The organism is Bacteroidales bacterium (assembly GCA_014860585.1).
GTDB lineage: Bacteria > Bacteroidota > Bacteroidia > Bacteroidales > 4484-276 > RZYY01.
Genome location: JACZJL010000031.1, coordinates 26,038 through 51,301, shown reverse-complemented (window position 1 = coordinate 51,301; position 25,264 = coordinate 26,038). Strand labels below are relative to the sequence as shown.

Genomic DNA, 25,264 nt, shown 5'->3' with positions numbered 1-25,264 from the left:
ATGATGCGCGAAAATACTACCCCCGGAGCAAAAACCATTTTGTTCAAAACAAGGCTTTACAACCCCAATGTGATTATTGGTTATCGGACAACCACCAATAAATCCATGCGTAATTTAAGCCAGGTGGCACAGTTGATCCGGTGGATGAAGATCCAGCGCAACGGTAGCAATTTCAAGGTGTTTACCTCATACAACGGAACCACCTGGCAGCAACGCTATTCCGGCACAATTTACATGGGCGATTGCATCCTGGCCGGTATATTTACCGAAAGTGTGCTGGCCAGCCGTACATCAGTGGCCTGGTTTGACGATGTGGAGGTTGCCTCCGGACTCAAGACGGGTGAAGTTTTCACCCTAACAGAAAGCGATCCGTTGAATGTTGAGATCTATCCCAACCCGGCCGGTGACCTGGTGACTATCCTGATCCCCGGCAACGAAGGCAAAGTCAATTTCACGATTACAGAAATTGACGGAAGACTGATCGAACAATCAAGTTTCACGGGTGACGAAACTACGCTCGATGTCCGCCACTTCAAACCGGGATTGTATGTGATCAGGCTGGAGATTGGAGGAGCGATGGTGACGAAGAGGATTGTGGTAATGTAATAATCATCTGCGATGAGGCAGTCTCAAAAGTCTTTCATTTGGATTTTCAACGTTTTTTAACCCTTGATCCCTTCCCAAAGGGATGCCTTTGGCAAAAGGGAAAACGTTGAAAATCAGGCTCCCTTTTCCCATAGGGATCCCTACGGGAAGGGACGGGGGCACTCCTGATTTTCAACGGTTCGGGTTAAATCCAGACTTTTGAGTTAGCCTCATCGCTATTCTTCAATAAGAGGCTGTCACAAGACTCTTTCAACAATTCATCAAACCAACGGTGTCTATGAGAAATACTCAAAAAGCAATCCGGTAAACTGAATACTTAAATTTTCAAAAAAATGTTGAAGGGCAGTTGATTTAAAATCTACATTTGTTAACCAATTGGAGGGTAAAAATTTGAAATGAATTGTCTTTACTGTTTTTCTTTACAGCGTTTCTCAATTTTAGCTTTAACCAAATTGTCCCTATCCTGCGGTTTGAGAAGATTCAAGCCGGTTTTTACACACCCCGTCTGCCAGGGATTAAAATCCATCACCCCCAACCATGATCCCGTTGAATTATTGGAAGATCTCCATCTGAACTTTTTGTAACACATTAATAATAACTAAAAAGAGGATTGAAAATGAAAAGAAAATTTACGCTGTTAGCAGTCATTGTCCTGCTGCTTTTGATGAAGGACAACATCCACGCCCAGGTTACCTACGGGCTTTTTCCCTGGGATGGTGAAAATAATGTGGTTTCATTCGTTAAGAATGAAATCTCCGGCGCCTGGGAATATTCAGGTATTGCCGGTTCCACCGAAATCCAAATTAATTATGGCTTTGCCCGTAATCCGGTGGATGGTGAATATTACCTGATTGGTGGAACTGAATGGCAAGGACCCACCAGGTACCTTTATCACCTCAATTCATCAACGTTTGCTATTGAAGAACCTCCGATTGCGTTATTGGTGTCGTCCAATGGTGATATTAAGCCCAATGCATTTGCCATCAGCAGCAGCGGTGAGTTTTTCATTGCGTATAGCAATGGCAGGATTGATAATTTTGATGTTAACACACTACAATCAACAGCCCATGCTGATGTGCCTGGATATGGTGCTGCCGGTTTAACCTATGATTTTGATAATGACAGGTTGTTGTATGTTACAAGTCTCGGTCCTGTTGAATTGTATGAAATCCACAGTGCCGGAACAGTCAATCATTTGTTTGATTTTAACACTCCTGGTGATTATGATAATTGTGGCGCACAGGCCATCGCCTATTTGGGTGAAGGTGTTTGCCTCGCTTCTTCGGCCTATAGCTGTGACATTCTCTACACCATCCACCTGAACAACCAGACAACTGAGCTTATAGCCCAGCCTAACGGTTCGCCATTGAGTGATTTAAAAAGCTTAATAGCTCCTAACGAAATTGATATTATTTATGTCACCGTATCTGGCGCTGGAGTTGAAGACGGTAGTAGCTGGGACAATGCTTATCCCGGCGAAATGTTGCAAGAGGCTATTGAGCAGGAGGGTATTGAACAAGTGTGGGTAGCAGTCGGCACCTACACACCTACACTTTATCTCTCTGAGCCAAAGTCTCCACCTGTGAAAGATGGCACAAGCAGCCAGAATCATTTCTGGCTCAAAAATAATGTGGCGGTTTATGGCGGTTTTGCCGGGTATGAGGAATCCTTGTCCGAACGCGTCATGAAAGACAACCCGACCATCCTGAGCGGCGACATAATCGGTGATGACGACTATTCGGTATTTCCTGGCGATTATATGGAGGACAATGTGCAGCACGTGATTTATCTTCCGGAAGGGCTTGATCTCTTTCACTCAGCCGTTCTTGACGGATTTATCATCGAAGGGGGAATTGCGGGAGAGGGTTCTCAAACAATCCCGTTCGGGGGAGGATTGTACTGTGAGAGCAACTCACCCCTAATCCGCAATTGCATTTTCCGCTACAACGCGGCCCTTGGTGGGGGAGGGGGTTATATTGGCGGTGAAGTTTTAGATATGACTTTTGTCAACTGCATCCTGTCAAAAAATTTTAGTTTTGATAATGGAGGAGGTTTCTATGTAGATTGGGGAGCTTCCCTGACATTGACAAATACTACAGTGACAGATAACCATGCTGCATGGGCTGGTGGCGGGATCTTTTCAATTGCAGCCAATGTAGCCATACATAACAGTATCATCTGGGGAAATACTGCCGAAGAAGAAGGAAAACAGATATCCGTCATTCAAGGGGGTAAAAAAGGGTACGGAATCAACATGAATTATTCCTGTTATTCCGATGGAGAAGGTGATATTGATGATTATTGGGAAGAAATTGAGTTCAACAACTGCATTACACAAAATCCGCTGTTTGTCAATCCACTGAACGGCGATTACCGGATGATTGGCTTGTCCCCCTGCGTTGACGCCGGCAATAATGTATACAACAATTTGCCTTTCGATATCCGCGGTGCAGGATATGACCGAATTTTAGACAAAAATGCCGCTAAAGAAGCCATCATTGATATGGGCGCTTATGAGTATAAAAACGGGGAAGACCCAAATCCCAATATCATTTTTGTTGACAAAGACCGTCCTGATGATAGCGGAGACGGCTTTAGCTGGGAATTTGCCAAGAAAACCCTCCAGGGCGCGCTGGATATAGCAGGTGCAGGATTCCAGATCTGGGTAGAAGCCGGTACCTACACCCCAACCTATGATTATGGTGAGGAGGGTGAAGAACAGAACCTGTATCATTTCAGGATGCAGAATGGAGTGGCCATTTACGGCGGATTTGCCGGAAATGAAGACCCGGAAGTCTTTGACCTGGCTGACCGCGATTTTGAAGCCAACGAAACCATCCTCAGCGGCGACCTGCTTGGAAATGATGAATTCGATGTGACTGAAGGCGGGTATCAGAATGGAACCGGCGATGACAACTGTTATCATGTGTTTTACCATCCTGAAGCATACACGCTGGACAATACCGCTATTCTTGACGGGTTTACCATTATGGGTGGGAATGCAAGCTCTGCGGATAATAATCCCAATTATAGTGGTGGTGGCATTTTGAATTATGACAATTGTTCTCCAACACTCACAAATCTTAAAATCATCGCTAATTATGCCCTGCTTAATGGTGGAGGAATTGCAAATATTGCGTCTTTTCCTGTTATCGAAAATGTTGAAATTATTGGTAATTACGCTGACTATAACGGGGGTGGGATTTTTAACAACGGCTCTTCTCCCGGTATGACTGATGTCATTATTAATGGCAATTATTCCAATCATAATGGTGGTGGAATTTGTAATAATGAGGGAGATTATAATAATCTACCATCGTCTCCCAATCTTACCAATGTGTTAATAGAAGCCAATTATGCTGATATAAATGGTGGAGGTATGTATAACAACGGCTCATCACCGATCCTGAACAAAGTTGACTTCATAGATAATGTTGCTGAAGCCAATGGAGGAGGAATTTGCAATAACCAGGGCGTTTTTGCACTTCAACCTTCATCACCCATTCTTACAGATGTCACAATCCAGGGAAATCATTCCACCAATGGTGGAGGGGTATATAACAATAACAATTCGGCTCCCAAATTCACCAATACTTTGATTCATGACAACCAGGCCAGTCAAAATGGTGGAGGTATTTACAATTTTAATTCTTCATCTCCGGAATTCAACAATACAATAGTTATTGACAATCAGGCCGGTCAAAATGGTGGAGGTGTATTTAACAATGACGATGCTTCTCCGGTTTTTATCAATACTACAATCAATAGAAATATAGCTGGTAAATCTGGTGGAGGTGTTTACACCAATTATTATTCAACGGCAACATTTTATAATGTTCTTATCACGAATAATGAAGCCGGTTTAAATGGAGGTGGTTATTTCAATAACCAATCTTCTGAAACGACACTGACCAACGGAACCATTTCCAAAAACAGTGCAGGCCAGTATGGAGGGGGTGCGGCCAATGCAAATGAGGGAGTTGTTACGCTTAATAACTCTATTGTGTGGGGCAATACAGCTACCGGGCTTGAAGGAGACTACGGACATGAATTCTATGTGGTATATGACGCTGCTACAACCCTCAATTATTCCTGTTATTCCAATGAACCGGGGGATGTTTTTGTGGAAGATGGTGGCGTAAAAACGAACACCTTTACAGCAACCAATAACAACACTACCAATGACCCTCTTTTCACAGATCCTGAAAATAACGATTTCATTATTCCCCGAGAATCCCCCTGCGCCGATACCGGTTTGGACGATTACTTTGATATTGAAGAAGAAAACGACATTCGTGGAGTAGGCTATCCCAGAAAAGTAGATAAAAATCATCCAAACGAAATTGGCACTATTGACATGGGCGCCTACGAATTTGGTCCACAGGATGCCTGCTTCAATCCTGATGATGGCGGTGAAATAGGCGAAGTCCAGACCATCCCGGCCAACACCCAGCCTGAATTGCTCTTCAGCATTTCCGAACCATTGGGATACTATGGTCCGCTGGAATTTAAATGGCAGTTCAAAACAGAGCTATCTGACTGGACAGATATTGAGATCAGTGGTACACACACCAACACGTATCAACCTGATGTTCTGACCCAAACCACCTGGTTCAGGCGACTGGCGCAGGTAGGTTGTGTTTCACCCACCTGGGGAAATCCCGCTATAAGCAACGAGGTGAAAATTACTGTAAGCAATTGGCCCTATCCATGGGAAAAATGCAACACAAGCCCGGCAGCCAACGGCTCATCAGATTATAATCCTGAGTTGAACGGGGGTACTTTCCAACTCACCGCCACCGGCCAGTCCACCACCCTCAATGATGTGTATCATTTTGTTTACCAGGATATTTGCGAATCTAAGGTAACAGTTATTGCACGTTTGGCCGATGTTGAAAATGGCGGCTGGGCTGGCGTGATGATGCGTGAAAGTTGTTCGCCCGGTGCAAAAACCATCCTGTTCAAAACAAGACTGTACAATCCCAATGTGTTTATTGGGTACCGTACACTTGACAACAAAGCCATGCGCAATGCGAGCCAGGTAGCGCAGCTGATCCATTGGATGAAGATACAGCGCAACGGCACTAACTTCAAGGTGTTTACCTCTTATAACGGCACAACATGGCAGCAGAGGTATAGTGTAAATATCAGCATGGGAACATGCATTCAGGCCGGTATCTTTACCGAAAGCGTGCTGGCTACGCGGACTTCGGTGGCATGGTTTGATCATGCGGATGTTGCAAAAGGACTGAAGATTGGCGAAGAATTAACCACGTCCGACAATGATCAGGCACAAGTTGAGCTGTATCCCAACCCGGCCGATGACCTGGTTACGATCTCCATCCCCGAAAATGAAAGTGAGGTCAGCTATTCCATTACTGATATGGATGGAAGGGTGATCGAACAATCCGGTTTTACCGGCAATGAGGCCGTGCTCGATGTGAGCAGCTTCAAGCCTGGGTTGTATGTGATCAGAATGGAGATAGGAGGGGAGGTTGTAACAAAGCGGCTTGTGGTGATGTAAAAGTCTTCCAGCGATAGGATCGCCTGGAGCGATCCTATCGCTATATATTACCTACCAATAATGTTCTAACATTCTATTTACATGATGTTCAGGCGAGGCGCTGCCTCGTCTGTTCTATTATGGCAGGCTCCAGCCTGCGAGATCAGTCTGATTTGTTTTTTAGTCGCTCATATAATAAAAAAGTTGTTTATGACCCGATGTTCATACGAGGCTCTGCCTCGTCTGTTCTATTATGGCAGGCTCCAGCCTGCAAGATCAATCTGATGATTTTCTTTGTCGCATTGACAGTTTTTTTCTGACCCGATGTTCAGACGAGGCTCTGCCTCGTCTGGATTATCAAGGCAGGCTCCGGCCTGCAAGATCAACCTGATGATTTTCTTTGTCGAACTGACAGTTTTTTCTCGGCAGAGCCCTGACAGGCAGAGCCTGCAGAAATAGATACGGCTTAGGCTGGAGCCTAAGCCGAACACAGAGAATAAATCAGCCGGGGGTTCATCTCCGGCTGTTTGAATGTAATGGTGAAGCTAATGGTGAATGGGATGGCTTAGGCCGGAATCTTTTGTGGGATTAAAAAAGAAAGCCCGTCAATAATATACAGCCAGATTTTGAAGCCAGTTAATTCTTTTTTTTTCACTTCCTGAGCAGTCATATCTGTTTTCAGCTGCCTGAAGACATAGAAAAGAAATGAGCAGAAAAAAATGAGTAGAACAAAGCCGTCTATCCTTTCAAGTGCAGCATTTGCGGAGAAAAAATTGTTGGCAAGTAAAAAGAGCAACAGCGCTGCTGCGAATGAAAGCGGAATTTCTTTCCACACAGTGCTTGATTGAACCACCAGTGGAGAAATCAGGCCTGCAATTCCGAGGATGGCGAACAGGTTGAAATTGTTGCTCCCAATGATGTTACCAAAGACGATATCCGCCTGTCCCTGCATTGCTGCAAAAACATTGACAACCAATTCGGGCATGGAGGTACCGAAAGCCACCACGGTAAGCCCGATGGCGAGGTCAGATACCTTGAATTTCCTGGCCAGTGACGATCCGCCATCCACCAGCCAGTCAGCTCCTATGATAAGAATGGAAAATCCCAGAACGAGAAGTAAGATTTGTATAAGCATCCCAAAATAGTTTTGAAGTTGGTACGATTATTTTTTTGTAGTTATGTTCTTTCGATTGTCCTGGTTAAAGCAATACTTTTTCAAGGGATTGCGCCAAAGTGTGTTTGTCATCAGTAATCATTTTCAATCAGGCTAGTCCAGTTTATCCAGCAGGTTATATTTAATCTGTCTTGTCTTCCATCTTTCCCTGGCAAATTTTTGCATATCGGTGATGGTGTCTTTTTCGTCCAGTATTTCCAGCCCCAGCAGAGTTTCGATAATATCTTCCATAGTTACAATACCATCCAGCCCGCCATATTCATCCACTATTAGCGCTATATGTTCCTTTTTGTCAAGCAATTCTTCCCACAGGGTGAATAAGACCATCGAACCCGGAGCAAAGATGATGTCTCTCTTAATGTCTTTTAATTTCAGGTTATGATTGTCTTCGGCCAGCTTTTCAAAAACGGTTTGCCTGAAGACATAACCTGTGATATTGTCATCGTTATCAGAATAGACTGGGATACGGGAAAACTTCAGGTAATCCTTGTTTTTGAGAAAATCATTCAATGTCAGATTTTCATCTGCTACCGCCAATACCACTCTTGGAGTCATGATTTCAGTTACTTTGACATTTTTAAGTCTAAGAATATTCTGGATGATCTTGTTTTCTTTTTCTGTAAAAACGCCTTCGTCAACGCCTATGCTTGCCAGGGCTGCAATTTCCTCCCTGCTGGTTGTTAACCCGCTGTTGCTGCCGGAGAATAGCTTTGTGATTATAATCGAAAGCAACACCAGCGGGTAAGTGATCAAAATCATAATTTTGATCGTGTAGTAGGATACCTTTGACAGGCTTCTCCAATATCTGGCGCCAATTGTTTTCGGAATGATTTCAGTAAATACAAGAATCATGATCGTTAAAACAGCTGAAACAACACCGAAATAGGGTTCCCCGAATACTTTGATAGCCTGTGCACCAACTCCGGCAGCACCGACGGTATGTGCGACCGTGTTCAACGTTAAAATGGCAGATAAGGGCTTATCAATCTTTGTTTTTAATTCGATGTAAAATTTTGCCCAACTATGCCCATATTCATTTTTTACGATAAGGAACGATTGTGGCGTGGTGAGCAGCACCGCTTCCATAATGGAACATATGAATGAAACAAAAAGAGCCAGAAAAAGATAAAGTAGTAGTGCCGTCATAATGTCTTACCTTGATTTTTGTTGAAACTTTGCTTCGATTTGCCCTGAAACCAACCAGAATAGCATGTTGATCAAATAGCGTCTGAAATGCCATATGGCACTGGAAAAAGTCACAGGGTGATTTTCATAAATACCGCTTGAGCATTTAGGCATGGCATTTCGAATTTGGCAGTAAAGATAGGTATAATCCAGATTATTAAAAACCGATTTAAAATGTAAGGCAATTGAACATCAGTTTTACGATTGAGCTCATCAGATAGTGGCTTTGTTCCTCCATCATTCAGTACTAAATCAATTGCTCAAAAAGTTCTCCGCTGATCGTCATTTGAAATGTTGCTTTGAACTTCAGTGCATTTGTCATTGAAAGTCTCATTAAATCAACACAACAACTGGTAATCATTTTTCCAGTGTTACTGTTAAACCATTGGAATCAGGATGCAGATTGGCGGGGGGATTTTGGCTGGACAAATGGTGATGAAGCAGATCGTTTCAACCTCGTTAGGTTTTTGCCAAAGTCATTCGTTGGAGGAAATCTGACTGGGTTTCTAATAGAGAAGGCGATTGCAGAAGGGGCTTCAGCCCCCAGGCCGGATCAATAATAAAGCAAAAGAAAAATGACCGGAATAATAATTCCGGCAATGGTTATGACTGCCCCCCGGCGGGTAATGCCGTTTTTCCCTTTCAGGATAAAAAGTCCTGTAATCGCAAGGACGATCATCCCGATGGCAAAGGCATCCGAAAACCAGACCCACCATTTTTTAGGGTTGTAGTGCAGAAAATTTACTGCGTGAAAAATGGGTCTTCGCATTACTTTTTCAATCTGGCCTTCACCCGTGTTGATGTCGATCAACGCACTCCCGCCATGGAGAAACACCTTAAGCGTTTCTTCATTGGCCATCATGTGGTGCTTGTAGCTATCCGCTTCACCCACTTTTTCCAGAAGGTCTTTTACCTCCTGTTTTGTAAGTTTGGGGGCAATGGGATGACCGATTTCGATGGTTTTATTGATGTAAACATAACTTGGGTTCCAATCTCCAATATGGTTGATTGCAATACCTGAAAGTCCGTAAATGATGCACATTGCCACGAAAAAATAACCCAGGTCGCGGTGAGTTGCCCTGTTCCATTTGCGCCATTTGATTTGTGCCATAATCTTAATAATTAAAAAAGGCCGGTAACCTAACCGACCTTAAAAGTTTTAGAATCATGACGATTACTTGATTTCAACAAAACTGGAAGCAATCAGCGAATAAAATGAAAGATGATCATCTTCAGTTTCAGCCAGCATTTCGCGGTAGTTGGCAATCTGATCCCATTCATACTGAACATCTTCTTCGCCATGTTCATGTCCTTCTTCCCCTCTGTGAATTTTCATTTCTGATTCCGGATTATCTGCACGGAGTTCATTTTCCCAGTTTTGCAGGTAGGCTTCATCAATTCTCAACTCGTCGAGCACGCCTTTGACCTCAACCATACTTCCTTCGAGTTCCACGGCAAATGCAGAAATATCGTCACCGGCTTTAATCTGCAAACGATCATCAGGATTTTCGCCAACAATAAACATGCGTTTGCCTCCTTCTTTACACACATGAACAACAACGCCCTGCATAGCCACTTCTTTGCCAACGTATTCGTCCGGGGTAGCCCAAAAATCGTCAACGGTGACTTCAGGAATTTCCGCTACTTCGGCTTCGTCTTTCGGTTTTTCCGGTGCGTTGCCACATGCTGCAATGAAAATCGCAGCAACAGCCAATAAAGTGATTTTTTTAAACATTTTTCCTCCTAATTTAGTTATGTTACTGATTTGATTAGTGATAACCTTTTGGTTCATTAAATTTGTGCAAAAATATTTTTTTTTGGCGAACAAAACCGGGTAAATGAAATTTTTCTGTTAAAATTGCAGTTCACTTTAATTATTCAATGAAATATGGAAGAAAATACGTTAGGAATTGGCTCAAGGGTTAAACATCCCGATTTTGGCGTTGGAGTAGTCATTCAGGCCTCCTCTGATTATTTTGAAATTGTGTTTGCTGAACATGGCTGGCGAAGGATAAAAAGGGATTTTGGCGGCCTTGAAATTATCGAGGTCATGGAACCCGATCGTGACCTGGTCAGCCTCGAGCAGGTGGAAAGCATGATGGTGAAAGTGTTACGACGATTTTCCGACATACAGGAAACAGTGGAAATGGGGGAGAAGTGGATCGGTGGAACCATGATTTTGGAACCGGGACGAAAAGATCTTTCAAATAAGGAAATTCCTATCGAAGCTTTTTTTCACAAGATTGTAATGGTCCGCGACCGGCTAAGGGTAATGGAGCAACGTATCAACAGCAGCGAACTTTCCGACGAAGATAAGGTGAACCTTCAGCAGTACATTACCCGGATTTATGGCAGCCTTACTACCTTCAACGTGTTATTCAAATATAAGGGAGATTATTTTACTGGGGAAAAAACTACCTGAAGATAAGTTTCATTTTCTGATCATGAAACATTGATTTCAACCCCGGTCAACTACCTTTTGATTATTGCTCGGGGGCTGTTTTTCTCATCACCTTAATCCACCAGGCAATGATGAAGAGTATGCCAGGGATCAGGAATGGTAAACCATAATAGATTAATGATTTACTGGCGGAAATGCCTTCGTTTAGTTGCACATAAAATGGCAATAAAACAGCGGATATGGTCAGGAGTAATCCCCCAATAATTTCGATAAACCAACTGAGGATGTATGCGATCAGGCACATCGAGAATAGAATGATTACAAAAGTGAGTTCTTCTCCCTGTATGTCAAATTCTAAAAATCCGGTTGCTGTGAAGTAGGATATAAAAAACACCATTCCAAGCAGGCCGGTGAGCCTTGCCGCCCACCTGTACTGCCTGTATTTGATCATTAAAAGAAACCGTTTCATTATTTCTGAATTTTAGTTGCGAAGAATCTGAGCCGGATTTTTAACCAATTCCTTCAGTAAAGCATAATTCATCACTTCGAGCATCGAGTCCACGTAAACAAAGCTCAGTCCTGTAATGTACTTCTCAGGGATTTCTTTGATGTCCTTTTCGTTTTCACGTGATAAAATGATGGTATCGATCCGTGCTCTTTTGGCGGCCAGAATTTTCTCTTTTATCCCGCCAACCGGAAGTACTTTTCCACGAAGAGTAATTTCACCGGTCATTGCTATTTTATCCCTGACCTTGCGTTGCGTAAAAACTGAGGCAATGGCTGTGAGCAGTGTTATACCTGCCGACGGTCCATCCTTTGGGGTTGCACCTTCGGGTATATGAACATGCAGGTTGTATTTTTGAAAAATATCCGGGTTGATATTGAGCCAGTCAGAATGCGCCTTGATATACTCATAAGCAATGGTGGCCGATTCTTTCATGACTTCGCCCAGGTTTCCGGTCATAGTCATCAGCCCTTTTCCCCGGCTAAGGCTTGCTTCCACAAACAGGATTTCACCACCTACAGCTGTCCATGCAAGACCTGTAACCACTCCGGCAACCTCATTGGTAATCCGCTGATCTTTCTGGAATTTTGGGGCGCCAAGAATTCTGGAGATTTCAGCAGGTGTAATCTTTTTTTCATAGTCTAAATTTTCTGCGATAAACCGCGCTCTGCTTCTGATCAATTTGGCAACATTTTTCTCGAGCAAACGCACTCCTGACTCACGCGTGTATTCTTCAATAAGGGTTTGTAAAGATTGTCTGCTAAATGACAGTTGAGAGGCTTTAATGCCATGCTCTTTAAGTTGTTTTGGAATGAGGTAACGTTTGGCAATTTCAATTTTTTCCTCCAGCAAATAACCGCTGATGTCAATTACCTCCATACGGTCGCGCAAAGCCGGATGAACCGTGCTGAGCGTATTGGCAGTGGCAATGAACAATACCCTCGATAGGTCGTATTCCAGTTCAAGAAAATTGTCATAAAAAGTGGTGTTCTGCTCCGGGTCAAGTACTTCGAGCAGCGCTGCCGAAGGGTCGCCATTGATGTTGGCCCCGATTACTTTGTCAATTTCGTCAAGCACAAAAACCGGATTGGATGATTTGGCTTTTTTAATGCTTTGAATGATCCTTCCCGGCATGGCGCCGATGTATGTTTTTCGATGGCCACGAATCTCGGCTTCATCCCGCAACCCTCCTAACGACATGCGGATATATTTCCGCTCAAGTGCCCGTGCAATTGACCGGCCCAGGGAGGTTTTGCCAACCCCCGGAGGTCCTGTCAGGCATATGATCGGAGACTTCATGTCCTTTTTTAATTTAAGCACTGCCAGATACTCGATGATGCGCTCTTTGACTTTCTCCAGGCCAAAATGATCTTTGTCCAGTATCTTCTGAGCATGACTCAGGTCGAAATTGTCGTTGGTAAATTCGTTCCATGGCAATTCAACAAGTGTTTCCAGATAGTTTACCTGGATAGAATAATCCATCGAATTGGGGTTAATCCGGTGAAGTTTGTTTACCTCTTTATCAAATACCTCCTGTACCTCTTTGGACCATTTTTTTGCAGCAGCCAGCTTTTTCAACTCCTCGACCTGTTGCTGCTGGCTTGACCCGCCCAGCTCCTCCTGAATGGTTTTTAACTGCTGGTTGAGAATGTAGTCGCGATGCTGCTTATCCAGTTCATGTTTCACCTTGTCCTGGATCTGGTTTTTCAGCTCCAGCATCTGTAATTCTTTACTCAATGCAGAAAGTACATTTGTAGCGCGCTGGTTAACATCAGAAATCTCAAGCAGGGTCTGCTTTTCTGAAGTGGTAACATTCAGGTTACTTGAAATGAAATTGACCAAAAATACAGGGCTCTCAATGTTCTTTATGGCAAATGCAGCCTCACTTGGGATATTTGGCGAAATAGTAATTATCTGAATCGAAAGATCTTTTAGCGAAGAAATCAGCGCCTGAAAATTCTTGTCATGGACAAACCGGTTTTGTGATTCATAAGCAGAAACTTTGGCCATAAAGTAGGGTTCGTCGGTAATCATTTCATCGAGTTTAAACCGCTTTTTACCCTGGATGATCACTGTGGTGTTTCCGTCAGGCATTTGCAACACTTTCATAATCGATGCTACTGTCCCTATCCCGAAGAGGTCTTCCGGTTTTGGGTCTTCAATTTCTGCTTCCCTTTGAGCGATTACGCCGATGGGCTTCTTCTTGTTGTAAGCTTCACGTACCAGCCGGATAGACTTGTCTCTGCCAACGGTAATTGGAATTACCACGCCCGGAAAGAGAACTGTATTGCGCAAAGGCAGAATTGGTAATGTTTCAGGAACATCCTCCGAATTGATCAAATCCTCGTCTTCCTGCGAAAGTAGTGGGATAAATTCAGTATCTCCCTCAATGATCTCGCTCAGAATAATGCTGTCATGGCTTGATTGTCCAAACATATTTAAAATGGTGTCAAATTGTCAATTAAAATTTATTTTTTGCCTAACGATGAATGTTAAATAGGCAAATTGAAAGCAATTGGTGATGTTTTATTTAATAACAAATTAAAAATCAAATCTTTAAGTAATAAAAACTAAAGAATGAAACTCTCAATGCCAAACAACATGCCAAATGAATGAACTGGGTCTTAAGAAAATGGCTGATAGTGAGGATTGAAATAAAGGTGTGATGGCTTTCATTGCGTTAAATTCAATGCTCATCAGTCCTATCAATGTAAGAACAGCATTTCGTTATTAAGTTGTGTAAAGGCCGATTAATGATTTAAAATTTGCTTTGAATACAATCGGGATTTTTTTGTGATGGCCCGTAGCTTGTTGTTTTGATTACATTTTTAGGAATGATTAGCCCTATTGACATGAAAATTAGTATCTCCTGTTAATCCTGGTTAATTTGTGAACGTGCCTGAGGATTGCTTCATCCTCTTCAGTAAAATCAACCCCACGTCGTTTGTAAACTAATCTTGCAACATCAATGGCCTTGTCGGCATCATAATGTGAGAAACCGGCTGTACCTCCCCATGAAAATGACGCGATGAAATTGCGCTGAAATCCTGCACCGAAAATGTTTGCATTCACACCAATTACAGTACCAGTATTAAACATGGTGTTAATTGCACATTTGGAATGATCGCCCATGATCAAACCACAGAACTGCAGACCGGTGGACATGAATGTTTGGTTCGGATAATTCCACACTTTCACTTCATCGTAAGTATTTCTGAGATTTGATGAATTTGTGTCTGCCCCAATATTGCACCATTCACCGATCACAGAATTTCCCAGGAAGCCATCGTGAGCTTTGTTCGAATAACCCATAATTACAACGTTGTTTAACTCACCACCCACCTTGGAATAAGGACCCACTGTGGTCGCTCCATAAATCTTGGCTCCCATTTTCACAACTGCTCCTTCACAAAGGGCAAAAGGCCCGCGTATCATGGCGCCTTCCATTACCTCTGCATCCTTACCAATAAATATTGGACCAGTGGAGGTGTTCAGTATTGCGCCATTCACCTTTGCACTTTTGTCAATAAAAAGTTTCCCTTTGCCGAGGACAGTGTTTGAAGAATCAGGTTTTTGGGCACTACGCCCACGGGTCGCAATTGGGAAATCATGCACAATGGCCTCATGGTTATGGGTGAAAATATCCCAGGTGTAGTTCACCTTTATAAATTGCTCACGAAGAGTGATGGATTGTATCTTGTCACTGTCCTGTTCTAGTGTGCCGTCCAGGTTTTCAGTGTTGATGTTCTGGGCAATAATACACTCTTCATTAACAAGCGACTCATTTTCACCAAGCTTCCTGATTTTTCTGATCAACTCTGGGGTTGGTAAAATTGAGGCATTGATCAGTATTGTTCCTTTGGAAGTTTTTACAGGGTATTTCTTTTCCAGATAATCCTCGGTTAGGGTGGTCGTTTTTTCCTTGAGTAAACTCTCCCACTTTTCCCTGATGGTAAGAATCCCAATCCTGAGGTCAGCAACAGGCTTTGTAAATGTTAGCGGCAAAAGGTGGTTGCGCGCATAATCATCAAATAGTACATAATTCATACAATGATTTTTTTTGGCAAATGTAGTATTTTTCCTTTCGCGTTTATCTTCAACCAATCAAAAAATGCTTTATCACCAGCTAAACGCTGATCTCCAAAACAAAAAAGCCCTCAGTTAATCTGAGAGCTGATAAATTTATTAGGTACCTTTCGGTAATTATACTTTGTTTTCGAGATGCTTTTTGTATCTGCTCCTGAATTTATCAACACGACCGGCGGTATCAATCAACTTCATTTTACCCGTAAAGTAAGGATGTGAAGTGTGTGAAATTTCAAGCTTGATCAATGGATATTCTTTCCCGTCTTCCCACTTGGTGGTCTCTTTACTTGTTGCAGTGGACTTGCTTAAAAATGAGTATCCGTTTGAGATATCCTGAAAGACCACGAACTTGTATTCTTTTGGATGAATGTCTTTTTTCATGATAAAAAATCTATTTAATTTGGGGGTGCAAAATTAGTATCTTTAAATTTAAAAACAACAAGCAGGAAAAAAAAATTATTTCAATGCTGATAAAAACTGCAAGGTATCAACTCCATCAGCATAATCAGAAAGCTCTGGAAATTGAGTTTTTCCGGGTGAAACCGAGTTTTTATAAAAATTTGGTTTTCCTGCGGAGACAATGGCCTGTAATTCGTTGCTTCTGCTTTGCAAAAGTAGTTTCAGATCATTGAGACTATTGTACTTTTCATAAAATAGAATTGACATCGGGGAACTAATTCTTGAGTCCTCTTTTAAGATAAGGAAGCCGTTGTCCAAATGGGGAGTTTTATTAATAAGATAAACCGCTTTGTTATAGTCGTAATTGTTTTTGTACCTGTGATGATTGATCACATCAATAAAATCCTGCAATGATTCGTAAAGTTTTTCGAATTTATAGTTTTTCGGTACATATAGCTTCGAAACATTCCGGCAGCCCAATCCGAAATACCTGAAAATATCCTCGCCTAATCCATGCAACTCCTCGTCAGATTCATTGCCATTAATTACTGCAGCAGAATTCCTGTTTTTCCGGATAATGTGGGGGTATTTTTCAAAATAGAATTCGAAATATCGTGCTGTATTGTTGCTCCCTGTAGCAATTATGGCATCAAAACCACCAATCGTACCCTCAGTGAATGTTACCAGTTTGCTGAACCCGGGTTCAATTTTGACAAGAATCCGGTGGAGAAGCGGAAGTAATTTTTTATCATCCGAAGAGAGTTTAGCCAGCAACTGATGACCTGAAATCAATACACTGAGGTAATCGTGAAAACCAACAAGTGGAATATTACCAGCCATGACTACACCAATTTGTTTTGGCGATCGATGCTCTAAGGACCTGGTGCAGTATTTTTTAACCCACTTCTCGAGTTGAGAAACCCTGAGGGATAAACCAATGGCGTTAAGTGCAAATTGAACATCATCAGGAGTGAACCAGGGATTGTCATACTGACTGCTTTGAACCAACTCTTTCAGTTTCCTGATGTCGCTGGCCAAACTACGAAAATACTCAGGATCGGGATTCCTAAGTACTTCACCCAATTTGGCAAATGCATTTATTCTGTTGACGAGGTTCACTTTTTCGGTCAATATTATTGAGGCTGCAAAGCTAAACAGAAAATGAGCACCTGTGCAAAAACCATCTCATTTTTTTCGAAGATGGATGTAAGGATGGGGAATTGAATAAAAATAAAAAATATTTTAGTCAAAGTTTGTTTTAAAGAAAATAAGTGTACTTTTGCACCCGCAATTTCAGAATGCATGTATGCCAATTGTTAGTGAAATTGCACTTTGTTTTTTGAAGAGAAATTTTAAGGAAACCTGATAAAATGAGGTAGTTAAAGGTTTCTAATGGTACAGTAGGTTCAATTGGATCAACTGCCATTTTGCCTCGAAGATCTTGGTGTATCCTTCCTTTTAATTTCCCTCTGATTTATTAACGGCATTTTGCCAAACGAAAAGTTTCAAGATTTTTTATCAATAATCTTGTTTGGTTAAGAATAATTGATACTTTTGCACCCCCAAAAAATTGGGGATTTGTTTAATGAAATTAATATTAAAAGTCTGATTATGCCGACGATACAACAGTTAGTTCGCAAAGGACGCAAGAAGTTGACAGCAAAAAGTAAGTCTCCCGCTCTGGATAGTTGTCCACAGCGGAGAGGCGTTTGTGTTCGTGTTTACACAACAACACCAAAAAAGCCGAATTCGGCCATGCGTAAGGTTGCAAGGGTTAGGCTTACTAATGGGAAAGAGGTGAATGCTTACATCCCGGGCGAAGGTCATAACCTCCAGGAACACTCGATCGTGATGATCCGTGGCGGTCGTGTTAAAGATCTTCCAGGTGTTAGGTACCATATTATCAGGGGTGCTTTAGATACCTCCGGTGTTGATGGTCGTAAGCAAAGAAGGTCAAAATATGGAACCAAACGGCCAAAACAGAAATAATCATTCAATAAAATAACATTCTTAATTAGGAATACTAATGAGGAAAGCGAGACCAAAAAAGAGAATTGTTCTTCCCGATCCAAGGTACAACGATCAACTTGTAACAAAGTTCGTGAACAACATTATGCTTCGTGGTAAAAAAGAGACGGCTTACAGTATCTTTTATGAAGCAATGGATCTGGTAGAAGAAAGAACAAAGGAAAACGCTTTGGAAGTTTGGAAGAAAGCACTTGCAAATGTCACTCCATCTGTTGAGGTAAGAAGCCGCAGGGTGGGGGGTGCTACATTTCAGATACCAACAGAGATTCCACCTTCACGCAAGCAGTCCATAGGTATGAAAAACCTTATTCTGTTTGCACGCAAGCGCAACGAAAAATCAATGGGAAGAAAACTTGCCGCTGAGATCGTTGCTGGATTTAAGGAAGAAGGTGGCGCTTACAAAAAGAAAGAAGATACACACCGTATGGCTGAAGCTAACAAAGCCTTCTCCCATTTCAGGTTTTAATCAATTAAATTGCAGCAAGATCAGTAATTGAGATGCTAAACGAGTTGAAAAATACTAGGAACATCGGAATCATGGCGCACATTGACGCGGGTAAAACCACGACAACTGAGCGGATTCTGTATTATTCCGGCATCAATTACAAGATCGGTGAAGTGCATGACGGAGCTGCTACCATGGATTATATGGTGCAGGAGCAGGAGCGTGGAATTACGATTACCTCTGCAGCAACAACTGTTTTTTGGGATTTCAACAGCCAGCAGCACAAAATCAATATCATCGATACACCCGGACACGTTGATTTTACAGTTGAAGTTGAAAGATCATTAAGAGTTCTTGATGGCGCCATTGCTGTATTTTGCGCTGTCGGAGGTGTAGAACCACAATCGGAAACTGTATGGCGCCAGGCTGATAAATATCATGTTCCTCGGATCAGTTTCATCAATAAGATGGATCGTTCCGGGGCTGATTTTTTTAATGTGGTTGATCAGATTAAAGATAAACTCGGGGCAAATCCGATTCCGCTTCAAATACCGATTGGGGAAGAAGATAACTTCAGAGGAGTTGTTGACCTGATTACAAACAAAGCGTATGAATGGGAAGTTGATTTTTATGGAACCAAAATCATCGAAGTTGAAATTCCTGAAGAAATCAAAGAAACTGTTCATGATTATCGTACCCGATTGATCGAAGGAGTTGCTGAAGAAAGCGACGAATTGTTGGAGAAGTTTCTAAAAGACCCCAACTCTCTTACACCAGACGAAATGCGTCAGGCGATAAGAAAGGCAACCCTTGAGTTGAGAATTACACCGGTGATGTGTGGCGCTGCATTCAAAAATAAAGGGGTACAAAAGCTTCTTGATGCTGTCGCTGCCTATCTCCCCAGTCCCCTCGACCTTCCGCCCGTGGTTGGGATAAATCCCTACACCGAAAAGCAAGAAACAAGAAACGCTGACCCAAGCGAAAATTTTGCAGCTCTTGCGTTCAAAATCAAAACCGATCCATACGTCGGCAAAATTGCCTTTTTAAGGGTTTATTCCGGAGCGATACAATCCGGAGAGCAGGTGTTGAACGCTAACACCGGCAAGAAAGAACGCATTACCCGTTTAATGCAGATGCATGCTAACAAATATCAGCCCCTCGAAAAGGTTGAAGCTGGCAACATTTGTGCTTTGGTTGGGTTTAAAGAAATCAGAACAGGCGATTCACTTACTGCTATTAATCATCCTCTTGTTCTTGAAAATATTAAATTTCCGGAACCGGTAATAAACATGGCAGTTGAGCCTAAAACACAGGATGATGTAGAAAAACTTCAATCCCATCTCGTCAAAATTGCCGAGGAAGACCCGACATTTAAAGTCAGATTGGATGAGGAAACTGGTCAGACCATAGTTAGTGGTATGGGCGAGTTGCATCTTGAAGTCAGGTTAGATGAACTCAGGCGCGATCACAACATCGAATGCAACCAGGGGAAACCGCAGGTGTCGTACAAAGAAGCATTCCGGAATTCGATAATTTACCAGGAAATCTATAAGAAACAAACAGGTGGCAAAGGCAGATTTGCCGATATCACTTTTGAAATCGGACCTGCCGATGATAAAGAAGTCAGAGGCCTTCAGTTTGTTGATCAAATTAAAGGTGGCGCATTGCCCAAAGAATATATAAACGCAGCAAAACGTGGATTTGAAATGTCGATGATGAATGGAGTGCTTGCTGGTTTTTCGGTTTACAACATGAAGGTAGTCCTCAAAAACGGCACTTTCCACCAGATCGATTCTGATCCGCTCGCTTTCGAAATTGCAGCCAAAATAGGTTTCCGAAATGCTGCCCGTTCGATGAGTCTTACACTTCTTGAACCAATTATGCGCCTTGAAGTAATTACTCCCGACCTTTACATAGGAGAAATAAGCAGCGACCTCAACAGGCGCCGTGGACATATCGAAGACGTTGAATCCAAATATAATGCTCAGGTTTTAAGAGCAAAGGTGCCATTGGCTGAAATGTTTGGCTATGTCACCCAACTCAGATCTTTAACCTCAGGTCGTGCGAATTACAATCTGGAGTTTTCTCATTATGCCGACCTGCCAAATGAATTACTGGAGCAGGTTTTATACAAAATCAAAGGATACGTGGTAAAAGTTTAAAGCAAAATTTCAAATCATTTAATAAACATTTACAGTGAGTCAAAGGATAAGAATAAAACTGAAGTCATACGATCACAATCTGGTGGATAAATCAGCCGAGAAGATCGTCAAGACTGTGAAGACTACCGGAGCTGTTGTTAGCGGACCTATACCTCTGCCAACAAACAAGAAAATCTTTACAGTAAACCGTGCGACTTTTGTGAACAAAAAATCAAGAGAGCAATTCGAGCTCTCCTCCTACAAAAGGCTGCTTGACATTTACAGTTCGACTACAAAAACCATTGATGCCCTCATGAAACTTGAGCTGCCCAGTGGTGTTGAAGTGGAAATAAAAGTTTGATCTAAGGAATTGAAAGATTAATTTGGCAACATAAAACATTATCGAATAATGTCAGGAATAATTGGAAAGAAAATTGGAATGACCGGAATCTTTGATGAGAATGGCAAGAATGTGCCATGTACCATCGTTGAAGCAGGTCCATGTGTGGTAACACAGGTAAAAACAAAAGAGGTTGATGGCTATGATGCCATTCAACTTGCTTACGAAGACAAGAAGGAAAAGCATACCAACAAGCCCCTGGCTGGTCATTTTAAGAAAGCAGGTGTTACACCTAAAAAGATAGTAAGAGAGTTTACCAGGTTTGAGCCGGGTCATCAAAAAACATTTGGTGAAGAGGTCAACGTTGATGTATTTATCGAAGGTGAATTTATTGATGTGGTTGGTATTACGAAAGGTAAAGGTTTCCAGGGCGTTGTCAAAAGGCATGGGTTTAGTGGTGTTGGTGGAGCCACACATGGTCAGCATAACCGTCTCAGAGCCCCTGGTTCAGTAGGTGCATCTTCATGGCCTTCACGTGTTTTTAAAGGTATTCGCATGGCTGGTCATACCGGACATAGCAGAGTTAAGATGATCAACCTCAAAATAATGAAGATCATCCCCGAAGAGAATTTATTATTAATCAAAGGATCGGTTCCAGGACCAATAGGATCATATTTAATCGTAGAAAGATGGAGCTAACAGTTTATAAAATCAACGGCGAAAAAACAGAACGTACTGTCGTGCTTGACGATTCCGTATTTGGAATTGAACCAAACGATCATGCCATCTACCTCGATGTGAAGCAAATCATGGCAAACAAACGCCAGGGTACGGCCAAATCAAAACAAAGAGGCGAAATTGCTGGAAGTACGCGTAAGTTAAAGAAACAAAAGGGTACCGGTGGAGCACGTGCCGGTAGCATTAAAAACCCATTGTTCAGAGGAGGAGGTCGTGTTTTTGGCCCCCAACCTCGTGATTATGTCATGAAGCTTAATAAAAAACTCAAACGCCTTGCACGTAAGTCAGCATTGAGTTACAAAGCTGAAAACGGAAAAATCCTGGTTTTGGAAGATTTCAGTTTTGATCAACCCAAAACGAAGAGTTTCCTTGAAGTGCTCAAAGCATTCAAGTTAGATAATACCAAAGTGTTGCTTCTGACACCCGGTGTGGACAACAACATCTACCTCTCAACGCGTAATCTTGGGAGCGTTACCCATCTGAACGCCAAAAGCATCAACACTTATGAGGTGCTCAAGGCAAACCAGATCATGATCCTCGAAAGTTCGCTTAAAGATGTTGAGGAAATGTTTAATAACTAATTGATAGACCTAATCCAAAACAGGAATAAATCATGAAAATTCTAATCAGGCCGATTATAACCGAGAAGTTCACCGAAGTGGGCGAAAAGATGAACAGGTATGGTTTTATCGTTCAAAAAACCGCCAATAAACTGCAGATCAAAAAGGCTGTTGAGGACTTGTACGGAGTTAAAGTTGAAGCTGTGAATACGATCAGGTATTCAGGCAAAAACAAATCACGAAATACCAAATCAGGCGTGATCGTTGGCCGAACTGCATCATTAAAAAAGGCTATAATTAAAGTAGCCAGTGGAGAAAAAATTGATTTTTACAGCAATATTTAAGATAAATGGCTTTAAAAAAATTCAAACCGACAACATCCAGTCAGCGCTTCAAAGTAATCAGTGCGTTTGATGATATTACTACCGACAAACCTGAAAAGAGTTTGCTGGAAGTTAAAAAGAGATCAGGTGGTAGAAATAATAGTGGTAGAATGACCATGCGCTACATGGGTGGTGGTCACAAGCAAAAATACCGGATTATCGATTTCAAACGTGATAAAGAGGGAATGCCCGCCGAAGTGCTGACCGTTGAGTACGATCCAAACCGCAGTGCACGTATTGCGTTGGTATCTTACACCGATGGAGAGAAAAGATACATTCTGGCGCCAACCGGAATAAAAGTAGGACAAACCATTGTTTCAGGAAAAGGAGTTTCACCCGATATCGGCAATACACTTTATCTGAGTGAAGTCCCTTTTGGAACGCTGGTTCATAACATCGAACTTCGTCCAGGACAAGGTGGGAAGATAGCAAGAAGCGCAGGCTCCTATGCACAGTTGATGTCAAGAGACGGCAAATTTGCCATTCTCAGGTTCCCTTCGGGCGAAACAAGAATGATACTCCAGGCTTGCAGGGCTACCATAGGAACCATATCCAACCAGGACCACAACCTTGAAGTATCAGGAAAAGCAGGACGAAGCCGTTGGCTGGGTCGCAGACCTCGTACCAGGGGTGTTGTAATGAACCCGGTAGATCACCCCATGGGTGGTGGCGAAGGCAGAGCGTCAGGTGGTATTCCAAGATCAAGAAAAGGGATACCGGCAAAAGGCTATAAAACACGTTCAAAGAAAAAAGCTTCGAGCAAATACATTATTGAAAGACGGAAAAAGTAATTCTTAAATCAAAGATAAGATGAGTCGTTCGCTTAAAAAAGGTCCTTATATCCATTTCAAGCTGGAAAAGAAAATTGTTGAGGCACAGGAATCCAAGAAAAAGAGTGTGATCAAAACCTGGTCAAGGGCTTCAATCATCTCCCCGGATTTTGTCGGATTAACCATTGCGGTGCACAACGGGAACAAATTTATACCTGTGTATGTAACCGAAAATATGGTAGGTCATAAACTTGGTGAATTTGCACCAACACGTCAGTTCAGAGGTCATTCAGGTAAAAAGGATAAAGGCAAAAAATAAAGGAATCAAATCATGGGTACACGAAAACATAATACAGCAGAAGAGAGGAAGTCGGCAAGAAAGACTCTGTACATTGCAAAACTGAACAATTGCCCCACATCGCCAAGGAAAATGAGGCTCGTAGCCGACCTTGTCAGGGGTAAAGATGTTGAAGCTGCACTCAATATTCTGAAATTCACTCAGAAAGAGGCTTCAGGAAGACTTTACAAACTCATGCTTTCGGCCATTGCCAACTGGCAGGTGAAAAATGAGGGAGTCAGAATGGAGGAGAATAACCTGTACGTGAAATCCATTATGGTGGATAGCGCACGACAGCTCAAACGGATAAGGCCTGCTCCCCAGGGACGTGCTCACAGAATCAGAAAGCGTTCGAATCACGTTACCTTAGTGCTGGACAGCCGCAACAAACCGGAAGTTCAGGAAGTAGAAAACATTCAAACAGAAAAATAAAGTAATCATCAATATTTCAATACTTAATGGGACAAAAAACTAATCCAATAGGTCTTAGGTTAGGCATTATCAAAGGATGGGATTCCAACTGGTATGGCGGAAAAAACTTCAGCGAAAAGCTGATCGAAGATGACAAGATCAGAAAATACCTGTTAGCCCGTCTTTCGAAAGCCGGCGTTTCGAAAATAATGATCGAGCGTACACTTAAACTTGTAACAGTTACCATTCATACAGCACGACCTGGTATTATCATCGGGAAAGGCGGACAGGAAGTTGATAAGCTGAAAGAGGAGCTGAAAAAACTTACAGGTAAGGAAATTCAAATCAATATTTCAGAAATCAAACGTCCGGAGTTGGATGCTAATTTGGTGGCCAACAACATAGCCAGACAGATCGAAGGACGTATTTCATTCCGCAGAGCCATCAAAACATCGGTAGCCTCCACAATGAGAATCGGTGCGGAAGGTATCAAAGTGTTGATTAGCGGAAGGTTAGGAGGTGCTGAAATGGCTCGTAATGAGATGTATAAAGAAGGTCGTACACCATTACATACTTTAAGAGCCGACATTGACTACGCACACGCCGAGGCGCACACAACTTACGGACGGATTGGAATTAAGGTTTGGATTTGCAAAGGCGAAATATTTGAAAAAATCGACCTTGTTCCAATGACCGGAAGTGAAAAGAAACCAAAAGGAATTTCAGTCGGTCCAGCTCCCGGACGTCGTCCAAGGGCAAAAGCAAGGTTCAACGAGAAATAAAAATCATAATACTCTGACTAACATAATACATAGAAATAATGTTACAGCCAAAGAAAACTAAATACAGAAAGCAGCAAAAGGGCAAGATGAAAGGAAATGCTCAACGGGGCCATGAACTTGCTTATGGTTCTTTCGGTATCAAAACCATGGAAGAGGCCTGGCTCACAGGACGACAGATCGAATCTGCCCGTCAGGCAGTAACACGTTACATGAAACGTGAAGGCCAAATCTGGATTAAAATATTCCCGGATAAACCAGTGACCAAGAAACCTGCTGAAGTGCGTATGGGAAAAGGAAAAGGCGCCCCCGAATACTTTGTTGCCCCGGTCACTCCCGGACGCATATTGTTCGAAGCCGATGGCGTACCATTGGCCGTTGCCAAGGAAGCTTTGAGACTTGCTGCCCAGAAATTGCCGGTAGCCACTAAATTTGTCGTCAGAAATGATTACGTAGAATAATACCTGAATAGC

At 42.4% G+C, this 25,264-nt stretch carries 24 protein-coding genes; 15 read left to right on the top strand and 9 right to left on the bottom strand.

The annotated features are described in order from the left end of the window. Positions 1–606: T9SS type A sorting domain-containing protein (locus IH598_03685; protein ID MBE0637600.1), on the top strand; the 606-nt coding region annotated here is incomplete at its 5' end. A gap of 616 nt (positions 607–1,222) precedes the next feature. Then, a complete protein-coding gene (locus IH598_03680) occupies positions 1,223–6,130 on the top strand; it encodes a T9SS type A sorting domain-containing protein (GenBank protein ID MBE0637599.1) in 4,908 nt (1,635 codons plus the stop codon). A gap of 544 nt (positions 6,131–6,674) precedes the next feature. Here the strand turns inward: IH598_03680 and IH598_03675 are convergent. The 4 genes from IH598_03675 to IH598_03660 all read right to left on the bottom strand — a co-directional run bounded on the left by IH598_03675 (position 6,675) and on the right by IH598_03660 (position 10,203). Further along, positions 6,675–7,244 (bottom strand): hypothetical protein, encoded by a 570-nt coding sequence (locus IH598_03675; GenBank protein ID MBE0637598.1) that lies wholly within the window; start codon positions 7,242–7,244, stop codon positions 6,675–6,677. Between the two features lie 132 nt (positions 7,245–7,376). Beyond that, complete coding sequence (locus IH598_03670) at positions 7,377–8,429, bottom strand: DUF21 domain-containing protein (protein MBE0637597.1); 1,053 nt, start codon at positions 8,427–8,429, stop codon at positions 7,377–7,379. 592 nt (positions 8,430–9,021) lie between these two features. Continuing rightward, complete coding sequence (locus IH598_03665; GenBank protein MBE0637596.1) at positions 9,022–9,579, bottom strand: PepSY-associated TM helix domain-containing protein; 558 nt, start codon at positions 9,577–9,579, stop codon at positions 9,022–9,024. 63 nt (positions 9,580–9,642) lie between these two features. Further along, on the bottom strand, positions 9,643–10,203 hold the full coding sequence (locus IH598_03660) for a hypothetical protein (protein ID MBE0637595.1): 561 nt from the start codon (positions 10,201–10,203) through the stop codon (positions 9,643–9,645). A gap of 153 nt (positions 10,204–10,356) precedes the next feature. Here IH598_03660 and IH598_03655 point away from each other — a divergent pair, with 153 nt between their 5' ends. Then, positions 10,357–10,890 (top strand): hypothetical protein, encoded by a 534-nt coding sequence (locus IH598_03655; GenBank protein MBE0637594.1) that lies wholly within the window; start codon positions 10,357–10,359, stop codon positions 10,888–10,890. A 61-nt stretch (positions 10,891–10,951) separates the two neighbouring features. Here the strand turns inward: IH598_03655 and IH598_03650 are convergent, their stop codons facing one another. The 5 genes from IH598_03650 to IH598_03630 all read right to left on the bottom strand — a co-directional run bounded on the left by IH598_03650 (position 10,952) and on the right by IH598_03630 (position 16,978). Next, positions 10,952–11,338, bottom strand: a complete 387-nt coding sequence (locus IH598_03650) for a hypothetical protein (GenBank protein ID MBE0637593.1) — start codon at positions 11,336–11,338, stop codon at positions 10,952–10,954. Positions 11,339–11,350: 12 nt separating this feature from the next. Next, entirely contained in the window at positions 11,351–13,810 is a 2,460-nt protein-coding gene (lon, locus tag IH598_03645) for an endopeptidase La (protein ID MBE0637592.1), read from the bottom strand. A 423-nt stretch (positions 13,811–14,233) separates the two neighbouring features. Then, positions 14,234–15,421, bottom strand: coding sequence for a GlmU family protein (locus tag IH598_03640; GenBank protein MBE0637591.1), 1,188 nt, complete (start codon positions 15,419–15,421; stop codon positions 14,234–14,236). Between the two features lie 156 nt (positions 15,422–15,577). Then, positions 15,578–15,841 (bottom strand): type B 50S ribosomal protein L31, encoded by a 264-nt coding sequence (locus IH598_03635; GenBank protein MBE0637590.1) that lies wholly within the window; start codon positions 15,839–15,841, stop codon positions 15,578–15,580. A gap of 75 nt (positions 15,842–15,916) precedes the next feature. Then, positions 15,917–16,978 carry an acyl-CoA reductase gene (locus IH598_03630; protein ID MBE0637589.1) on the bottom strand — a complete coding sequence of 354 codons (1,062 nt, stop codon included), beginning with the start codon at positions 16,976–16,978 and terminating at the stop codon, positions 15,917–15,919. 492 nt (positions 16,979–17,470) lie between these two features. Here IH598_03630 and IH598_03625 point away from each other — a divergent pair, with 492 nt between their 5' ends. From IH598_03625 to rplP, 12 genes are read left to right on the top strand one after another with little or no spacing between them, the layout of a single operon-like run. Next, a complete protein-coding gene (locus IH598_03625) occupies positions 17,471–17,848 on the top strand; it encodes a 30S ribosomal protein S12 (GenBank protein ID MBE0637588.1) in 378 nt (125 codons plus the stop codon). Between the two features lie 37 nt (positions 17,849–17,885). Beyond that, the gene (rpsG, locus tag IH598_03620; GenBank protein ID MBE0637587.1) at positions 17,886–18,353 is read left to right on the top strand and encodes a 30S ribosomal protein S7; all 468 of its coding nucleotides are present in this window, start codon (positions 17,886–17,888) and stop codon (positions 18,351–18,353) included. A 32-nt stretch (positions 18,354–18,385) separates the two neighbouring features. Next, positions 18,386–20,494, top strand: coding sequence for an elongation factor G (gene fusA, locus IH598_03615; protein ID MBE0637586.1), 2,109 nt, complete (start codon positions 18,386–18,388; stop codon positions 20,492–20,494). A 34-nt stretch (positions 20,495–20,528) separates the two neighbouring features. Beyond that, positions 20,529–20,834 (top strand): 30S ribosomal protein S10, encoded by a 306-nt coding sequence (gene rpsJ / locus IH598_03610; GenBank protein MBE0637585.1) that lies wholly within the window; start codon positions 20,529–20,531, stop codon positions 20,832–20,834. 48 nt (positions 20,835–20,882) lie between these two features. Then, a complete protein-coding gene (rplC, locus tag IH598_03605) occupies positions 20,883–21,512 on the top strand; it encodes a 50S ribosomal protein L3 (GenBank protein MBE0637584.1) in 630 nt (209 codons plus the stop codon). After that, positions 21,503–22,132: a 50S ribosomal protein L4 gene (gene rplD, locus IH598_03600; GenBank protein MBE0637583.1), complete on the top strand. Its 630-nt coding sequence runs from the start codon at positions 21,503–21,505 to the stop codon at positions 22,130–22,132. Before rplC ends, rplD begins: the two co-directional genes overlap by 10 nt. Before the next feature lie 32 nt (positions 22,133–22,164). Next, entirely contained in the window at positions 22,165–22,455 is a 291-nt protein-coding gene (rplW, locus tag IH598_03595) for a 50S ribosomal protein L23 (GenBank protein MBE0637582.1), read from the top strand. Positions 22,456–22,460: 5 nt separating this feature from the next. Further along, positions 22,461–23,285, top strand: a complete 825-nt coding sequence (gene rplB, locus IH598_03590) for a 50S ribosomal protein L2 (GenBank protein MBE0637581.1) — start codon at positions 22,461–22,463, stop codon at positions 23,283–23,285. Positions 23,286–23,304: 19 nt separating this feature from the next. Further along, the gene (gene rpsS / locus IH598_03585) at positions 23,305–23,583 is read left to right on the top strand and encodes a 30S ribosomal protein S19 (protein MBE0637580.1); all 279 of its coding nucleotides are present in this window, start codon (positions 23,305–23,307) and stop codon (positions 23,581–23,583) included. A gap of 12 nt (positions 23,584–23,595) precedes the next feature. Continuing rightward, positions 23,596–24,033 carry a 50S ribosomal protein L22 gene (gene rplV / locus IH598_03580; protein ID MBE0637579.1) on the top strand — a complete coding sequence of 146 codons (438 nt, stop codon included), beginning with the start codon at positions 23,596–23,598 and terminating at the stop codon, positions 24,031–24,033. Positions 24,034–24,059: 26 nt separating this feature from the next. Continuing rightward, positions 24,060–24,794, top strand: a complete 735-nt coding sequence (rpsC, locus tag IH598_03575) for a 30S ribosomal protein S3 (protein MBE0637578.1) — start codon at positions 24,060–24,062, stop codon at positions 24,792–24,794. Between the two features lie 38 nt (positions 24,795–24,832). Further along, positions 24,833–25,252, top strand: coding sequence for a 50S ribosomal protein L16 (gene rplP, locus IH598_03570; protein MBE0637577.1), 420 nt, complete (start codon positions 24,833–24,835; stop codon positions 25,250–25,252). Positions 25,253–25,264 lie beyond the last annotated feature (12 nt).

Coding starts and splice junctions, on each gene's coding strand:
- IH598_03680 (MBE0637599.1), top strand. CDS start 1,223: ATGAAAAGAAAATTTACGCTGTTAGCAGTCATTGTCCTGCTGCTTTTG.
- IH598_03675 (MBE0637598.1), bottom strand. CDS start 7,244: ATGCTTATACAAATCTTACTTCTCGTTCTGGGATTTTCCATTCTTATC.
- IH598_03670 (MBE0637597.1), bottom strand. CDS start 8,429: ATGACGGCACTACTACTTTATCTTTTTCTGGCTCTTTTTGTTTCATTC.
- IH598_03665 (MBE0637596.1), bottom strand. CDS start 9,579: ATGGCACAAATCAAATGGCGCAAATGGAACAGGGCAACTCACCGCGAC.
- IH598_03660 (MBE0637595.1), bottom strand. CDS start 10,203: ATGTTTAAAAAAATCACTTTATTGGCTGTTGCTGCGATTTTCATTGCA.
- IH598_03655 (MBE0637594.1), top strand. CDS start 10,357: ATGGAAGAAAATACGTTAGGAATTGGCTCAAGGGTTAAACATCCCGAT.
- IH598_03650 (MBE0637593.1), bottom strand. CDS start 11,338: ATGAAACGGTTTCTTTTAATGATCAAATACAGGCAGTACAGGTGGGCG.
- lon (MBE0637592.1), bottom strand. CDS start 13,810: ATGTTTGGACAATCAAGCCATGACAGCATTATTCTGAGCGAGATCATT.
- IH598_03640 (MBE0637591.1), bottom strand. CDS start 15,421: ATGAATTATGTACTATTTGATGATTATGCGCGCAACCACCTTTTGCCG.
- IH598_03635 (MBE0637590.1), bottom strand. CDS start 15,841: ATGAAAAAAGACATTCATCCAAAAGAATACAAGTTCGTGGTCTTTCAG.
- IH598_03625 (MBE0637588.1), top strand. CDS start 17,471: ATGCCGACGATACAACAGTTAGTTCGCAAAGGACGCAAGAAGTTGACA.
- rpsG (MBE0637587.1), top strand. CDS start 17,886: ATGAGGAAAGCGAGACCAAAAAAGAGAATTGTTCTTCCCGATCCAAGG.
- fusA (MBE0637586.1), top strand. CDS start 18,386: ATGCTAAACGAGTTGAAAAATACTAGGAACATCGGAATCATGGCGCAC.
- rplC (MBE0637584.1), top strand. CDS start 20,883: ATGTCAGGAATAATTGGAAAGAAAATTGGAATGACCGGAATCTTTGAT.
- rplD (MBE0637583.1), top strand. CDS start 21,503: ATGGAGCTAACAGTTTATAAAATCAACGGCGAAAAAACAGAACGTACT.
- rplW (MBE0637582.1), top strand. CDS start 22,165: ATGAAAATTCTAATCAGGCCGATTATAACCGAGAAGTTCACCGAAGTG.
- rplB (MBE0637581.1), top strand. CDS start 22,461: ATGGCTTTAAAAAAATTCAAACCGACAACATCCAGTCAGCGCTTCAAA.
- rpsS (MBE0637580.1), top strand. CDS start 23,305: ATGAGTCGTTCGCTTAAAAAAGGTCCTTATATCCATTTCAAGCTGGAA.
- rplV (MBE0637579.1), top strand. CDS start 23,596: ATGGGTACACGAAAACATAATACAGCAGAAGAGAGGAAGTCGGCAAGA.
- rpsC (MBE0637578.1), top strand. CDS start 24,060: ATGGGACAAAAAACTAATCCAATAGGTCTTAGGTTAGGCATTATCAAA.
- rplP (MBE0637577.1), top strand. CDS start 24,833: ATGTTACAGCCAAAGAAAACTAAATACAGAAAGCAGCAAAAGGGCAAG.